At 60.5% G+C, this 15,240-nt stretch carries 12 protein-coding genes and 1 rRNA gene; 9 read left to right on the forward strand and 4 right to left on the reverse strand.

Going from position 1 to position 15,240, the window contains the following annotated elements; all coding sequences use genetic code 11:
- Nucleotides 1-3: 3 nt before the first annotated feature.
- Nucleotides 4-1,665, forward strand: coding sequence for an iron ABC transporter permease (locus VIZ63_RS10745; protein WP_331609597.1), 1,662 nt, complete (start codon nt 4-6; stop codon nt 1,663-1,665).
- Nucleotides 1,655-2,695 (forward strand): ABC transporter ATP-binding protein, encoded by a 1,041-nt coding sequence (locus VIZ63_RS10750; RefSeq protein WP_331609598.1) that lies wholly within the window; start codon nt 1,655-1,657, stop codon nt 2,693-2,695. Before VIZ63_RS10745 ends, VIZ63_RS10750 begins: the two co-directional genes overlap by 11 nt.
- A 6-nt stretch (nt 2,696-2,701) precedes the next feature.
- Here the strand turns inward: VIZ63_RS10750 and VIZ63_RS10755 are convergent, their stop codons facing one another.
- Nucleotides 2,702-3,682: an iron ABC transporter permease gene (locus VIZ63_RS10755; RefSeq protein ID WP_331609599.1), complete on the reverse strand. Its 981-nt coding sequence runs from the start codon at nt 3,680-3,682 to the stop codon at nt 2,702-2,704.
- A gap of 128 nt (nt 3,683-3,810) precedes the next feature.
- Here VIZ63_RS10755 and VIZ63_RS10760 point away from each other — a divergent pair, with 128 nt between their 5' ends.
- Nucleotides 3,811-4,395, forward strand: a complete 585-nt coding sequence (locus tag VIZ63_RS10760; protein WP_349261165.1) for an RNA pyrophosphohydrolase — start codon at nt 3,811-3,813, stop codon at nt 4,393-4,395.
- Nucleotides 4,396-4,432: 37 nt separating this feature from the next.
- Here VIZ63_RS10760 and hemJ read toward each other — a convergent pair whose 3' ends face one another.
- Nucleotides 4,433-4,849: a protoporphyrinogen oxidase HemJ gene (gene hemJ, locus VIZ63_RS10765; RefSeq protein WP_331609600.1), complete on the reverse strand. Its 417-nt coding sequence runs from the start codon at nt 4,847-4,849 to the stop codon at nt 4,433-4,435.
- 137 nt (nt 4,850-4,986) lie between these two features.
- Between hemJ and VIZ63_RS10770 the strand changes: the two genes are divergently transcribed.
- The 4 genes from VIZ63_RS10770 to ppx all read left to right on the forward strand — a co-directional run bounded on the left by VIZ63_RS10770 (nt 4,987) and on the right by ppx (nt 8,279).
- Nucleotides 4,987-5,727, forward strand: a complete 741-nt coding sequence (locus VIZ63_RS10770; RefSeq protein ID WP_331609601.1) for a DUF6776 family protein — start codon at nt 4,987-4,989, stop codon at nt 5,725-5,727.
- Between the two features lie 85 nt (nt 5,728-5,812).
- Nucleotides 5,813-6,232 carry a polymer-forming cytoskeletal protein gene (locus tag VIZ63_RS10775; RefSeq protein ID WP_331609602.1) on the forward strand — a complete coding sequence of 140 codons (420 nt, stop codon included), beginning with the start codon at nt 5,813-5,815 and terminating at the stop codon, nt 6,230-6,232.
- An 83-nt stretch (nt 6,233-6,315) separates the two neighbouring features.
- Nucleotides 6,316-6,675, forward strand: a complete 360-nt coding sequence (erpA, locus tag VIZ63_RS10780) for an iron-sulfur cluster insertion protein ErpA (RefSeq protein ID WP_331609603.1) — start codon at nt 6,316-6,318, stop codon at nt 6,673-6,675.
- Between the two features lie 104 nt (nt 6,676-6,779).
- On the forward strand, nt 6,780-8,279 hold the full coding sequence (gene ppx / locus VIZ63_RS10785; protein ID WP_331609604.1) for an exopolyphosphatase: 1,500 nt from the start codon (nt 6,780-6,782) through the stop codon (nt 8,277-8,279).
- A gap of 6 nt (nt 8,280-8,285) precedes the next feature.
- Here ppx and ppk1 read toward each other — a convergent pair whose 3' ends face one another.
- Nucleotides 8,286-10,361, reverse strand: coding sequence for a polyphosphate kinase 1 (ppk1, locus tag VIZ63_RS10790; protein ID WP_331609605.1), 2,076 nt, complete (start codon nt 10,359-10,361; stop codon nt 8,286-8,288).
- 88 nt (nt 10,362-10,449) lie between these two features.
- Entirely contained in the window at nt 10,450-11,748 is a 1,299-nt protein-coding gene (locus VIZ63_RS10795; RefSeq protein ID WP_331609606.1) for an OapA family protein, read from the reverse strand.
- Between the two features lie 222 nt (nt 11,749-11,970).
- Between VIZ63_RS10795 and tyrS the strand changes: the two genes are divergently transcribed.
- Together tyrS and VIZ63_RS10805 are read left to right on the forward strand one after the other, a co-directional pair.
- The gene (tyrS, locus tag VIZ63_RS10800; protein WP_331609608.1) at nt 11,971-13,179 is read left to right on the forward strand and encodes a tyrosine--tRNA ligase; all 1,209 of its coding nucleotides are present in this window, start codon (nt 11,971-11,973) and stop codon (nt 13,177-13,179) included.
- A gap of 617 nt (nt 13,180-13,796) precedes the next feature.
- Nucleotides 13,797-15,240: ribosomal RNA gene (locus VIZ63_RS10805) — 16S ribosomal RNA — on the forward strand; the annotation flags it as partial.

Consider the following 15,240-nt stretch of genomic DNA (forward strand, 5'->3'; position numbering starts at 1 on the left):
ACCTTGAGTTCCACAGGCGCCGCCCGGGCCCCGATGGTCTCGCCTATGTCGGGCGTGGGAGCGTGGCGTGGTTCGACGCTCGCAGTGGTGCTGTGCCTGCCGGCAGTGTTGCCGCTGCTGGTGATCGCGAGCGCGCTCATCTCACCGGAGACGGAAGTCTGGGCGCACCTGGCGCAGTACGTGCTGCCAGACGTCACCATCAATACGGTCAAGCTCGTGATCGGTGTGGCGCTGATCGCAGGCACGTTAGGCACCTCGCTCGCATGGCTCACCTCGATGTGCGAGTTCCCGGGTCGGCGCTGGCTGGAATGGGCCTTGCTGCTGCCGCTGGCCATCCCTGCCTACGTGCTCGCATTCGTTGCCATCGGATTTCTGGACTATGCCGGCCCGCTGCAAACGGCGCTGCGATCATTGACAGGCTCGTCCGCGTGGGTGCCACCGATTCGTTCGACGGGCGGTGTGATTGCGGTGCTGTCGCTTGCGTTTTATCCGTACGCTTACCTGATGGCCCGCAATGCCTTCCTGACGCAGGGCAAACGGGCGCTGGAAGTGGCGCAGACATTCGGCTACAGCCGCAGCGCAGCCGTCTGGCGAGTTGCCTTGCCGATGGCCAGGCCGTGGATCGCCGGCGGTATTGCGCTGATCTGTATGGAGACACTGGCCGACTTCGGCGCCGTCTCGATCTTCAACTACAACACCTTCACGACAGCGATCTATCGCGCCTGGTTCGGCATGTTTTCCGTGCACGCCGCGCTCGAACTGTCGGCGGTGCTGCTGGTATTCATCCTCATAGCGTTGTTCGTCGACCGTCGTTCGCGTGCCGGTGTGCGCTACACCAGTGCTCGTGACGTGAGCTATCAGACCCGCGAGCCGCTCGGCGCTCGCACGCGATGGCTGGCCAGCATCTATGCCGGAAGCATCTTCATGCTGGCCTTCCTGCTGCCGCTGCTGCAGCTGGTCTGGTGGGCGATCATGCGGGCGAGCCGCGATCTGGATGCGCGCTACTGGATGTTCACAGCTCACAGTCTGGTGCTGGCGACGTCCGCGGCCCTCATCATCGTCGCAGCGAGCCTGGTGCTTGCTTACCTGCTCCGCAGGCAGCCGTCGCTGTTCAACAGCACCATCGTCAGGCTTGCGACGCTCGGATACGCCGTTCCGGGAACCGTGCTCGCGGTCGGGACGATTCTTCCGCTCATCCTGCTGAACAACGCTCTGCAGGGACTGCTGAACGATCTGTTAGGGACGTCGGCGCCCACGCTGCTTCTGCAGAGCACACTGCTCGGAGTGCTGCTGGCCTATATGGCGCGTTTTCTCGCTGTGGGGTTTCATCCCGTCGAAAGTGGGCTGCAGCGTGTAACCCGCAGCCTCGATGAAGCCGCGATCGGTCTCGGTGTCGGCGGAGCGCGCCTCGTGGGCAGTGTCCATGTGCCTTTGCTGCGTTCCAGCCTGATCACTGCGGCCATCATGGTGTTCGTGGACGTCATGAAGGAAATGCCGATTACGCTGATCACGCGTCCCTTCGGCTGGGACACGCTTGCCGTGCGTGTCTTCAACATGACATCGAACGGTGAATGGGAGCGCGCGGCGCTGCCGGCGGTGCTGATCGTCGCGGTGGGCCTGGTGCCTGCAGCAATGCTGAGTCGTGGAAATTCCAATGTGGCTTGAGTTGCAGGATGTGGTCAGGGTTTTCGGCGAGCGTCGCGCAGTCGACGGCTTGTCATTGCGATTGCCGCAGGGGTCGATCGGATGCCTGCTGGGTCCGAGCGGCTGCGGCAAGACCACCGCGCTGCGCTGTATCGCCGGATTCGAGCCCGTGGACGGCGGCTCCATTCGTGCCCGTGAACGATTCCTCGCGCAGCCAGGATTCACCATGTCGCCTGGTGAGCGCCGCATTGGCATGGTCTTTCAGGACTATGCGCTGTTTCCGCATCTGACGGTGGCGCAGAACGTGGCATTCGGTCTGCACAAGACTGCTGCCGCCGCGCGCACGGGGCGTGTGCAGGACATGCTCGAAACCGTGGGTCTCGCTGATTATGCCCAGCAGTACCCCCATCAACTGTCAGGCGGCCAGCAACAGCGCGTGGCTCTGGCTCGCGCGCTGGCGCCGGAACCGGAGCTGGTGTTGCTGGACGAACCGTTTTCGAGTCTTGATGTCGAGTTGCGCGAGCGTCTGAGCGCGGAAGTCAGAACGGTGCTGAAAAGCCTCAATGCCACCGCGCTGCTGGTGACGCATGATCAGCAGGAAGCGTTTGCGGTCGCAGATATGATCGGTGTGATGCGCGCAGGCCAACTCGAGCAATGGGCCTCGCCCTACGATTTGTATCACCGCCCTGCCACCCGCTTCGTCGCGGACTTCGTCGGCCAGGGAGTGTTCATTGCGGGCGAGGTGATCGCCGAGAATGCCGTACAGACGGAGATCGGCGTCATGCGCGCGAACGGCCAGGCTCACTGGATGAAAGGCGCGAGCGTGGATCTGCTGTTACGGCCGGACGATGTGATTCACGACGATGCCAGTGAATATCGGGCGGAGGTCTGTCATCGCGCGTTTCGTGGCGCCGAATTTCTCTACACGCTCGAGTTGCCGAGCGGCGCGCGTGTACTGTCGCTGGTGCCGAGTCACCACAATCATGCCGTGGGCGAGAAGATCGGCATCCGGATCGAGCCGGATCACGTGGTGGCGTTTACGCGGCAGTGACGCGCGTTACCGCCGCGATCGTCGCATCAGGGCCAGGAACAGCGGTACTCCAGCGATGGCTGTCAGCGCGCCCACCGGCAATTGCCGCGGCGCCAGCAGCGTACGGGCGCACAGGTCGGCGAGCATCACGAGTGTCCCGCCCAACATGGCCGAGGCTGGCATGACCCAGCGGTGATCGGAACCCAGCATCAGGCGAACCAGATGCGGAGTGACCAGGCCGACGAACCCGATCGTTCCGGCGCTCGTCACGGTGGCCGCTGTCAGGATCGAACTTCCCACGAAGATGGCAATGCGCAGCCCCTGCACGGGCGCCCCCAGCACTCGTGCCTGCAACTCACCGCGCGCGAGGACATTCAGCTGCCGTGAGAACGGCAATGCGACGAGCAACGCGATCACGAACAGAATGAGCAGCGGCCAGGGCCGGGAACTCATGGAGAGATCGCCCATCAGCCAGAACAGCATGCCGCGCAGCTCGTTGTCGTTGCCCATCGCAAGCAACACACTCACTAGGGCACTGGCGCCAGCGGCCATCACGATGCCGGTGAGCAGCAGTCGCGTGGGCGTCCAGCCTCCTTCACCGTGGGCGAGCGCGAACACGATCAGTGTCGCGGCCAGCGCGCCCAGCGTCGCGAAAACATCGACGGTGAGCCCGGTCAATCCCAGCAGCATGGCCGCCAGAGCAGCGACTGCGGCGCCGCCAGAAATGCCCATGACGAACGGATCCGCCAGAGGATTGCGCAGCAGGACCTGCATGAGGACACCCGCCATGGCGAGCAGGCCGCCGGCCGCGAAGGCCGTCAGCGTGCGCGGCAGACGCAGATCGAGCACGACGGATCGCGCCAGCGTATCGGAGCCCGTGAGCCCTTCCCAGAGCCGGACCGGACTCAGCATCAGACTGCCCGTGAGCAGCGACAACGCGAATGCCACGAGTGCCGCGAGGGCGAGCAGGCCGTAAACCGAGCTGATTCTGTGAGTCGTTGCGAACAAGGGTGCAGGTTGTGGGAACGGAGGACGGGGCGCAAGGGTAAGGGGGTGGTGTGAGCAGATTCAATGCGCGCCCGTCTTGCGTTTGCGGGTAGTTCAGCGCGGAGCCTTGTGGAACAATCGCCGCACACATGACAGATTTCATCGACGCCGAAGGTTTTCGCGCCAATGTCGGAATCGTGCTGTGCCGCGATGATCGCCAGGTATTTCTGGGCGGTCGTCCCGGCGGCCGAGGCTGGCAGTTTCCGCAGGGCGGCGTTTTGCGTCACGAAACTCCGGAACAGGCGTTGTTTCGCGAGCTCAAGGAAGAAATCGGTCTGGAGCAGTCCGACGTTGAACTGGTCGCAGCGACACGTCATTGGCTGCGGTACCGACTGCCGCGGCAGTACGTGAGGCGCAACAGCCAGCCGCGCTGTATCGGTCAGAAGCAGCGCTGGTTCCTGCTGCGACTGACGGCGCCGGAGGATCGGCTGCATTTCGATTCCACCAGTACGCCGGAATTCGATCGTTGGCGCTGGGTCGACTACTGGACGCCGGTCCGCGAAGTGATCTACTTCAAACGTGCCGTGTACGTGCGAGCCCTGGATGAACTGGCGCATCGCGCCTGGCCCGCAGATCCGCCCGCGCTGCCGGATTGGTCAGCGGGGGAAAAGAATCTGCGCAATCTCGCGCGCAGGAAGGGGCAGTCGGAGCAGGAAGAAACGAGCGGTCAGTAGCGATCAGTGAACCCGTGGACTCACTGATCGCACCTCGTCAGAACGGTTTGACGACCGCCAGCACCACGATCGCGATCAACAGCAGGGCCGGCGCTTCGTTGAAAATACGAAACCAGCGGGCCGAGTGGCGATTGGTGCCATCGCGCAGCGAGACCATCAGTCGCTGACACCAGATGTGATAGCCAATGAGCAGCACCACCAGCGTCAGCTTGACGTGGATCCAGCCGGCTTTCATGAGGCCCGGTGCGCTCATCAGCAGTGAAACCCCGAAGATCGCTGCGAGCGTGGCGCCGATGGTCATGATCACGAACAGGCGTCGTTCCATGACCTTGAAGCGCTCGATGCCGACCTGGTCGGTCGCTTCGGCGTGATACATGAAGAGTCGCGGCAGATAGAACAGGCCCGCGAACCAGGTGATGACGAAGACGATGTGAAATGCCTTTAACCAGAGCATGGGCAACCTTTCTGTCGGCAGGCGGATAGGGACGACGGATTCGCGGATGGTGTCCGCGGCTGTGTTTTAATGCGGGCAGGTTACCGCGACTGATGACGATATGCATTGGGGGCTGGGGATGTATGGGATTGAGGTGAATGGCTGACACCAGCGGTATGCGCACAGGGCAGTTCGTCATTCGTACGCGCCCGCAATGGCAGCGTCGATTGCTCCTCGTGAGCGGAGCGCTCGCTGCGCTGCTGCTGCTCTACGTTGCCTACGAGACCGGACGCTTTCAGGGCGGATACAGCAAGTTCGCCGAGATTCAGCGCCGGCGCGAACTCACCTCGCAAATGGAAACGCTGCGTGAGGCCAACGAAAAGCTCAAGACCGAACTCGCGGCCGCTGAACTTGCGCGGAATGTCGAGAAGCAGGCCTACGCGGAAGTCGAAAAGAGCCTGTCTGGTCTGCAGTCGCAGGTCTTGAAACACCGGGAGGAGCTGACCTTCTACCGCGGCATTGTCGCCCCCGAAGATGGCATCGGCGGACTGCGGGTCCAGGGGTTCCAGGTCAGCGCTGGCGGGGCCGAGAATCACTACCACCTGCAGCTCGTGCTGCTGCAATCCATGCGCCAGGACACGGCGGCTTCCGGGGTCGTGAGCATCGCCATCGAAGGGGTGCGCAACAATGCGGCGGAAGTTCTGCCGCTGTCGCAAATTGGCGGCGAAACCCGGGCCGACGGCTCCGTGGAGTTCAAGTTCCGGTACTTCCAGGAGATCGACCAGGACATCGTCCTGCCTCCAGACTTTGAACCACGTGCAGTCACGGTGGAGGTGCGATCGGGCAGACTTGCCCCGGTCAAGGAGTCCTATCCGTGGCAGGTACAGGCCCAAAGCTAGGGAAGGGCTGATTTACCGCTCGTCCGGCCGGCCACAGGATAGACCCCACCCTGTTGTCGCCAGTCATCGGTCAGGGACCCTGCACATGTTCAGAAGCAAACCCAAACCCCAGCGCATCGATACGCTCATCGGTGCCGGCACCCGCATTATCGGCGACGTCCAGTTTGCCGGGGGCTTCCACCTCGACGGCCACATCAAGGGCAACGTCGACGCCAAGGCCGAGTCCGGCGCTACGCTCAGCGTCAGCGACAGCGGGGTGGTGGAGGGCGCGGTGGCAGTCCCCCATGTCATTCTGAATGGCACGGTCAATGGCGACATCCTGGCTCACGAACGTGTCGAGCTCGGGGCGACCGCCAAGGTCACCGGCAATGTGTACTACCGACTGATCGAAATGGAAATGGGCGCCGAGATCAATGGCAAGATGATCCATGAGCCCCGTAAGACCGACCCGGGGAAGACTTCATCCGCCGTGCCAGTCGAGGCGGTTGCTGACAGCACGTCATGACACTGTTTCAACACCCCCTTTTGACGCCGGCGAAGGGTGCTGCGTAGACTTGAATCCGGTTCCTCTGCCCCCATAAGCCCGTCATGTCCACCCAAACAGCTACTCTCGACTCGTCCTCTGCGCTGCTGTTCACCGACGCGGCTGCAGCGAAGGTGGGCGAACTGATCCGCGAGGAAGCGAATCCGAACCTGAAGCTGCGCGTGTTCGTGCAAGGCGGTGGCTGTTCTGGCTTCCAGTACGGCTTCACGTTCGATGAGAACATCGAAGAGGGTGACACCCAGGTGGAGAATCACGGCGTCACGCTGCTCGTCGATCCCATGAGCATCCAGTACCTCTCCGGCGCGGAGATCGACTACCGCGAGGACATGGAAGGTGCGCAGTTCGTCATTCGCAATCCGAATGCCGCCACCACCTGTGGCTGCGGTTCGTCATTCTCTGCCTGAAATGAGGCTGTAGACTGTAGGTCGTAGGCTGTAGGTCGGAATGCGGAAGCGGCGTCTTCTCATTCTGGCTACAGCCCAGAGCCTACCGCCTAGACCTGATATTCATGGCCCGATCCAAAGTCCCGGACGTCATCGCAGCCGTCGATCTGGGCTCCAACAGCTTTCACATGGTGGTCGCCCGGTATTCGCACGGGCAGCTCATCATTCTCGATCGCCTGCGCGAAATGGTCCGACTGGCCGCTGGTCTGGACGAGACCGGGCGCCTCGATCGCACAGCAATCGATACCGCGCTCTCCTGTCTCGAACGGTTCGGCCAGCGGCTGCGTGACATGAACGCCGAAAGTGTTCGCGTCGTCGGGACCAACACGTTGCGGCGTGCGAAACGCAGGGGCGCGTTCCTGGACCGCGCACGCGCGGCGCTCGGTCATCCCATCGAAATCATTTCCGGTATCGAGGAAGCGCGCCTGATCTATCTGGGGGTTGCGCACAGCATGCCCAGCGAACCCGGCCGCCGGTTGGTAGCGGACATCGGCGGGGGCAGCACGGAAATCATCATCGGCGAAGGCGTCCATGCACGGAAGCTCGAGAGCCTCTACATGGGGTGTGTCAGCACCAGTTCGCGCTTTTTCGCCGATGGTGAGGTCACCGAGAAGCGCATGAAGCGCGCTCGCCTCGCTGCGAGGCTGGAGCTGGAGCCGGTGCGGTCCACGTTCCTCGACTACGGTTGGGATCAGGCGGTCGGCGCATCTGGCACGATCCGTTCGGTCAGTGACGTGTTGAGATCGCGCGGCGTGAGTGATGGCGTAATCACGCCGGTCGCCCTGGAATCGCTGATTGAACAGGCCTTACGAGCCGGCAGCATCGAGCGGATGCGCTTGACGGGATTGTCGCAAGAACGAATTCCGGTGTTCGCGGGCGGGTTGGCCATCCTGGCCGAGATTCTCGGCATTCTCGGCATAGAGCACATGCGGGTTGCCGAGGGCGCCCTGCGCGAAGGGCTGCTGTATGACATGGTCGGCCGCCTCACGAACGAGGACGCTCGCAGTCGCAGCGTGCGCGCGATGCAGGGTCGCTATCACGTCGACGTCGTACAGGCCGAGCGGGTTGAGGCGACCGTGCAGGACTTTCTGGCACAGACGCAGGAAGCCTGGGGGCTCGAGGAACCATTCGCTGCGCTCGTCATGTCCTGGGCGGCCAAGTTGCACGAGATCGGACTCGACGTGTCGCACTCGCACTACCACAAGCACGGCGCTTACCTGCTCGAACACGCCGACATGCCGGGATTCCCTCAGGAAGAACAGAAAATCCTGGCGTGCATCGTCGGTGCCCATCGACGCAAGATCCATCTGGAGGATCTCGAGGATCTGAGTCCGCCCTGGCATCTCAAGGTGGAATTCCTGATCGTGATTCTGCGGCTGGCGGTCCTGCTCCACCGCGGCCGAAGCGCTGCAGCACTGCCGAGAATCGCGCTGCAGGCCAAGGGACGCTCGCTGGAGATTGGATTTCCCCGCGGCTGGATCGATGATCATCCGCTCACCATGGCGGATCTCGACAACGAGTGTGAACACCTGAGGTCGACCGGCTTCAGGCTGAAGGTCGTCTGATTTTCGTCAGTCGGTAGACTCGGTATAGCGCCGCAGCAGCGTTGTCTGGGCATTCATCAGCGGCTGTTCTCCCGGCACGCATCGTTCGTACTCGCCGTCTGCACGCAGCTGCCATGCCAGCACGTTGTCCGTGAGATAGGTTTCGAGGTCGGCAAGGATCTGATCGCGATGCTTGCGGCCCAGCGGAAATCCGACCTCGATGCGTCGGAAGAAATTGCGCTCCATCCAGTCCGCGCTCGCGCAGTACATCTCGGGATCGCCGTCGTTCTGGAAGTAATAGACGCGCGAATGCTCCAGGAAGCGCCCGACGATCGAACGTACCGTGATGTTCTCGGAGACTCCCGGAATTCCAGGGCGTAGGGCGCAGATGCCACGCACGATCAGATCGACTTTCACGCCGGCGACCGACGCCTGGTAGAGCGCATGGATGATCTGCGGCTCGATCAGCGCATTCATCTTGGCAACGATGCGGGCCGGCTTGCCGGCGCGCGCCAGCTGGATTTCGCGCCGGGTTTTTTCCAGCAGCGACTCATGCAGCGTGAACGGCGATTGCAGGATTTTCTGCATGGTCGCCACGCGTGTCGGGCTGGTGAGCTGCAGGAACAACTCGTGCAGGTCCTCGCCGACCGCTTCATCGCAAGTGAACAGTCCGTAGTCGGTGTAAACACGCGCGGTGTTCGGATGATAGTTGCCGGTGCCCAGGTGGCAGTAGCGCCGTAGTTTTCCGTGCTCCCGTCGCACGACCATGATCAGCTTGGCGTGTGTCTTGTAACCGACGACGCCGTACATGACGTGCGCGCCCGCTTCCTGCAGTCGCGTGGCCAGCGCGATGTTCGCAGCTTCATCGAAGCGCGCCATGAGTTCGATGATGACCGTGACTTCCTTGCCATTGCGAGCCGCATCGACCAGCGCATCGACGATCGGAGACTGCGGCCCCGCGCGATACAACGTCTGTTTGATGGCCAGCACATACGGATCGAGGCTGGCCTGGCGCAGAAAATCGATGACCGGTACGAACGATTCGAACGGATGGTGCAGCAGCAGATCGCTGTCGCGCATCACCGCAAAAATATCTTCTTTTGCGACGATTCTTCGCGGAATGGCCGGCGTGAACGGCGGAAATTTGAGATCCGGGCGCTCGAGCAGATCGTAGATCGACATCAGGCGGTTCAGATTGAGTGGACCGTTCACCTGAAACAGGTCGTTCCTCGTCAATGCGAAATGGCGCAACAGGAAATTCGTGATGTCTTCCGGGCAATCCATCGAGGTTTCCATGCGAACCGCGGCGCCATAGCGTCGCTGCGCCAGTTCACCCTCGATGGCTCTCAGCAGGTTGTCCACTTCTTCGTCGTCGACGAACAGATCGCTGTTGCGCGTGACGCGAAACTGCCAGGCGCCTTCAACCGCCATGCCGCCGAAAAGCTGCGCGATAAATGTCGAAATGACGGCCGACAGGAACACGAAATGAGTCGTGCCAGGCGCTTCATCCGTCTGCGGCAGCCTGATGATGCGCGGCAGTGCCCGAGGCACCTGCACGACCGCAAGTTCGGCATCGCGACCAAATGCATCCTTGCCCGAGAGGCGAACTATGAAGTTCTGACTCTTGTTCTGAATTCTGGGAAACGGTCGGGCTGGATCGAGACCCAATGGCGTCAGAACCGGCTCGACTTCCTTGGCAAAGTAGTCGGCCAGCCACGCATGCTGGCGCGCGGTGAAGGTCTTGCCGTTGACGAATTGAATGCCATGAGCTGCCAATGCCGGGAAAACCAGGTGATGCAGCAGGTCGTACTGATCCTTCACCATCGCCATCGCACGCTCGTGAATGGCGGTCAGCTGCTCGGGAACGCTCATCCCGTCCGGACCACCCCCCAGCGAACCGAGTTCGAGTCGCTGCTTGAGGCCCGCTACACGGATCTCGAAGAACTCATCGAGGTTCGAGCAGGAGATCCCCAGAAAGCGGATGCGCTCGAGCAGTGGCAGTGCTTCGTCGTGTGCCTGCGCCAGCACGCGCGAATTGAAATCGAGGAAGGAGAGCTCCCGATTGATGTAGTACTCGGGCGCCTTGAAATTCACATCGAGCATTGGTGTCGCCGAAGAGGAGGGCGAACCGAGGATACTACGGGTCTGTGGCCTGCTGTGTTACAGACCTGCTGTGTCGAGCAGCGAGAGGTCAGGTGGCTGGCGCGACCGCAACTGCCGCATCGCGAGTGCGATCGAGGTCGGCCAGCAATGCCCCTGATTTCTGCTGAAATTCGGCCATGTACTGATCCGGGATCGGTTTCGCATCGGGCAGGGGCACAGTCCGGGGATTCTTGTGCACGCCGTTGATGCGATATTCATAGTGAAGATGCGGGCCTGTAGCAGCGCCGCTGCTGCCGACGTACCCGATGGTCTGTCCCTGGCTCACCCGCTGGCCGTTGCGCATTCCGTTCACGAAACGCGACATGTGGCCATAGAGCGTCGTTATGCCGGCGCCATGCTCGAGGATCACAACCCGGCCATAACCGCCCTGGGTGCCGAGGAATCCGATACGTCCATCGCCGGCAGCCTTGATGACCGTTCCAGTCGGTGCTGCGTAGTCGACGCCTTTGTGCGCGCGGATCGTGTTGAGGATTGGATGGCGGCGAGACGGATTGAAGTTGGAGCTGATCCGCGTGAAATCGAGCGGTGCCCGCAGGAATTGCCGCTTCATGCTGCGGCCATCCGTGCCGAAGTAGCCTGCGACTTCGCCGTCGGAGGACTCGAAGTAGACGGCGCGATGCAGTTTCCCCTGGTTGATGAAATCGGCGGCGAGGATGTTGCCGTCACCGATGTATTGCCCATTGCGATATTTCTGTTCGTAGACCAGGTCAAAACTGTCGCCAGGCTGGATTTCCAGGGCGAAATCGATCTTCCAGCCGAAGATGTCGTTGACGAGTCGCATGATGAGATCCGCGCTGACCCCGGCCGAGCGCGCCGCGACGAACAGGGATGAATTGATCGACCCGTGGGTGTGAATCGTCCGCATCTCTATGGGAGTGGCGATGACCTCTGCGGCGAATCCGTCGTCGCTGCGTTTGACGGAAAGAACTTCCGTGTCGCTGATCCGGCGCGTGAGTTCGTAAACCGTGCCCTCGTCGTGCGTGAGCTTGATCGTGTCACCAGGTCGCAGCCGATCGAGGCTTTGACGTACGCCGGGGACATCACGAATGTTTGCCAGGTCGTTCAGACTGAGTTTCAACTGCCGGAAGATGCGATCCATCGTGTCATTGCGGCGAACCACAAATTCGAGCGTGTCACCCAACGGTTCGGGGACGGGGGGCAACGCGAGCGTTACCGGTTCAAGCGCCGGCAGTACTCCCTGGCCAATTGCCGTGACGCCAGGTAGGGCCTCCTCGACAGGATTACGCGCGACGAAGTAGGCGATGAGTGCTCCCGCCAGCGGCAGCATGAGACCGGAGACAAACCAGCGCGCGTGAATTGCGGACAAGGGCTTCGCGGATCTTGTTTTGTAGTCGAATCCGATCCTCGAATCTGGTCGCACCTGCAGGACCCTTCCTCAGTAATTCAGTAAGTTTGAAGTTTCGGGGAAAATAGAAGATCGGTACCCAGACCGTCAACCATTGATGAACGTTCCGCCATCAGCGAATTTGCACGCAATCCGACGAACCCCTAGAGTCCAGCGCGATACAAGTTGCTGGTCGTGGAACGCATGTTATTGCCTGAAGAACAGTTAGCCGAGTTGCGTCGTGGGACTTCCGAGATACTTCTCGAATCGGAGTTGCTCACCAAGTTACGCCGGGGCAAGCCCTTGCGGATCAAGGCGGGTTTCGATCCGACCGCGCCCGATCTGCATCTTGGGCACACCGTCCTCATCAACAAGATGCGCCAGTTTCAGGACTTCGGCCATGAGGTTATCTTCCTGATCGGGGATTTCACCGGACTGATTGGTGACCCCTCGGGTCGCAACGCAACGCGACCACCGCTGACGCCAGCTGATGTGGACGCCAATGCTGCAACCTACAAGCAGCAGATCTTCAAGATTCTCGATCCCGAAAAAACCCGAATCGACTTCAACTCGCGCTGGATGGCGCAGATGGGTACGGCGGGGCTCATCCAGCTCGCCGCGAAACATACCGTCGCCCGCATGCTCGAGCGCGACGATTTCAGCAAGCGGTACAAGAACGGACAGCCAATTGCGATCCACGAGTTCCTGTACCCGCTGGTCCAGGGTTACGACTCCGTCGCGTTACACGCGGACGTCGAACTCGGCGGTACCGACCAGAAATTCAACTTGCTGGTAGGTCGGCAGCTGCAGGAGGGATACGGACAGGAACCGCAGGTCGTACTTACGATGCCATTGCTCGAAGGACTGGACGGCGTCAACAAGATGTCCAAGTCACTGGGCAACTACATCGGTGTTACCGACGCACCTGACGACATGTTCGGCAAGCTGATGTCCATCTCCGATGACCTGATGTGGCGTTACTTCGATCTGCTGTCTTTCAGGCCGAATGCGCAGCTCGCGAGCTTCAGGCGCGAAGTGACGGATGGTCGCAATCCCATGGAGGTGAAATTCGAGCTGGCGCTGGAAATCACTGCCAGATTCCACGATGACGCCGCCGCGAAACTAGCATACGAGCGTTTCCGCTCACGCAGTCAGAAGGGCGAAGTGCCCGACGATGTACCGAAGCGAACGGTGACCATCAGTGCTGACTCGATTGGCGTCGCCGCATTGCTAAAGCAGTGCGGCCTGGTGGAGAGCACCTCCGCTGCATTTCGCCTCATGGGTCAAGGCGGCGTTCGCCTCAATGGCGAAAAGGTCAGTGACCCAAAGACCGCAGTTAAGTCCGGTGCGACGTATCTGTTTCAAGTCGGCAAACGAGTTTTCGAGGAGATCACGATCAATCGCGCGGCGTAAATTGCGCGCCCGAGATGATGATTCGAGAACGGAACCATCCGTCGCTAGTCTCGCAGCGAGCTTGATTTCCGGAATTTACCGGAGCAATTCGGTGTATGTGCGGATCGGCCAAATATATTCAAAACGTTTGTTGACTCGCGGTTCGTCATCAGTATGATGCGCCGCCTCGTGAGGCCCGGACGCAACAGCGCACCGGCCGAAACGAGAGGAAATTGAAGAGTTGACTCGCGGTTCGTCATCAGTATGATGCGCCGCCTCGCGAGACCCGGACGCTACGGCGAACGGGTCGAACGAAAGAAAGTTTGACTCGCGGTTCGTCATCAGTATGATGCGCCGCCTCGCAAGACCCGGACGCTACGGCGACCGGGTTGAGCGACAGAAAGACAGATAAAGTGACCGCTTCGATAAAACGAAGGGGTTGACGAAAGTGAAAAAGCGGCTTAACATTCCGCTTCTGCCTTGCCACCGCGCACTGGCCGTTCTTTAAAAATCGAAACAGGTAATTTGTGTGGGAACTCGCGTCGGTCGTCTGCTAACGCAACACGACGATGAGTTTACCAATTTAGCCAGTAGAGCTTGATTGGGATGCTCTCGTCATTTGATAGGTCTCAAGCCTTCAAGTGAAGAGTTTGATCCTGGCTCAGATTGAACGCTGGCGGCGTGCCTAACACATGCAAGTCGAGCGGTAACAGGTGTAGCAATACATGCTGACGAGCGGCGGACGGGTGAGTAACGCTTGGGAATCTGCCTATTAGTGGGGGACAACCAGCCGAAAGGTTGGCTAATACCGCATACGATCTACGGATGAAAGCCGGGGACCGCAAGGCCTGGCGCTAATAGATGAGCCCAAGTCGGATTAGCTAGTTGGTGAGGTAAAGGCTCACCAAGGCGACGATCCGTAACTGGTCTGAGAGGACGACCAGTCACACCGGAACTGAGACACGGTCCGGACTCCTACGGGAGGCAGCAGTGGGGAATATTGGACAATGGGCGAAAGCCTGATCCAGCGACGCCGCGTGGGTGAAGAAGGCCTGCGGGTTGTAAAGCCCTTTCGGTAGGGAAGAAAAGCTTCGGCCTAATACGTCGGAGTATTGACGTAACCTACTAAAGAAGCACCGGCTAACTCTGTGCCAGCAGCCGCGGTAATACAGAGGGTGCGAGCGTTAATCGGAATTACTGGGCGTAAAGCGCGCGTAGGCGGCTTTGCAAGTCGGGTGTGAAATCCCCAGGCTTAACCTGGGAACTGCATTCGAGACTGCATTGCTAGAGTATGGGAGAGGGAAGTGGAATTTCCGGTGTAGCGGTGAAATGCGTAGATATCGGAAGGAACACCAGTGGCGAAGGCGGCTTCCTGGTCCAACACTGACGCTGAGGCGCGAAAGCGTGGGGAGCGAACAGGATTAGATACCCTGGTAGTCCACGCTGTAAACGATGGGTGCTAGATGTCGGGGGGCTTGCTCTTCGGTGTCGCAGCTAACGCGTTAAGTTCTCCGCCTGGGGAGTACGGCCGCAAGGTTTAAACTCAAAGGAATTGACGGGGACCCGCACAAGCGGTGGAGCATGTGGTTTAATTCGATGCAACGCGAAGAACCTTACCTACCCTTGACATCCTGCGAATCTAGCTTAGCAGCTGGAGTGCCGAAAGGAGCGCAGAGACAGGTGCTGCATGGCTGTCGTCAGCTCGTGTTGTGAGATGTTGGGTTAAGTCCCGTAACGAGCGCAACCCTTGCCCTTAGTTGCCAGCATTTAGTTGGGAACTCTAAGGGGACCGCCGGTGACAAACCGGAGGAAGGTGGGGATGACGTCAAGTCATCATGGCCCTTATGACCAGGGCTACACACGTGCTACAATGGTCGGTACAGAGGGTCGCCAACCCGCGAGGGGGAGCTAATCCCTTAAAGCCGATCGTAGTCCGGATCGCAGTCTGCAACTCGACTGCGTGAAGTCGGAATCGCTAGTAATCGCGAATCAGCCATGTCGCGGTGAATACGTTCCCGGGTCTTGTACACACCGCCCGTCACACCATGGGAGTTGACTGCACCAGAAGTAGGTAGCCTAACC

It is taken from the genome of Povalibacter sp., assembly GCF_036520495.1.
Taxonomy (GTDB): domain Bacteria; phylum Pseudomonadota; class Gammaproteobacteria; order Steroidobacterales; family Steroidobacteraceae; genus Steroidobacter.

Excerpts from the sequence above, each read along its gene's own strand:
- tyrS (WP_331609608.1), top strand. The coding sequence starts at position 11,971 with ATGTTATTGCCTGAAGAACAGTTAGCCGAGTTGCGTCGTGGGACTTCC.
- VIZ63_RS10760 (WP_349261165.1), top strand. The coding sequence starts at position 3,811 with ATGACAGATTTCATCGACGCCGAAGGTTTTCGCGCCAATGTCGGAATC.
- erpA (WP_331609603.1), top strand. The coding sequence starts at position 6,316 with ATGTCCACCCAAACAGCTACTCTCGACTCGTCCTCTGCGCTGCTGTTC.
- VIZ63_RS10770 (WP_331609601.1), top strand. The coding sequence starts at position 4,987 with ATGGCTGACACCAGCGGTATGCGCACAGGGCAGTTCGTCATTCGTACG.
- VIZ63_RS10775 (WP_331609602.1), top strand. The coding sequence starts at position 5,813 with ATGTTCAGAAGCAAACCCAAACCCCAGCGCATCGATACGCTCATCGGT.
- hemJ (WP_331609600.1), bottom strand. The coding sequence starts at position 4,849 with ATGCTCTGGTTAAAGGCATTTCACATCGTCTTCGTCATCACCTGGTTC.
- ppx (WP_331609604.1), top strand. The coding sequence starts at position 6,780 with ATGGCCCGATCCAAAGTCCCGGACGTCATCGCAGCCGTCGATCTGGGC.
- VIZ63_RS10750 (WP_331609598.1), top strand. The coding sequence starts at position 1,655 with ATGTGGCTTGAGTTGCAGGATGTGGTCAGGGTTTTCGGCGAGCGTCGC.
- ppk1 (WP_331609605.1), bottom strand. The coding sequence starts at position 10,361 with ATGCTCGATGTGAATTTCAAGGCGCCCGAGTACTACATCAATCGGGAG.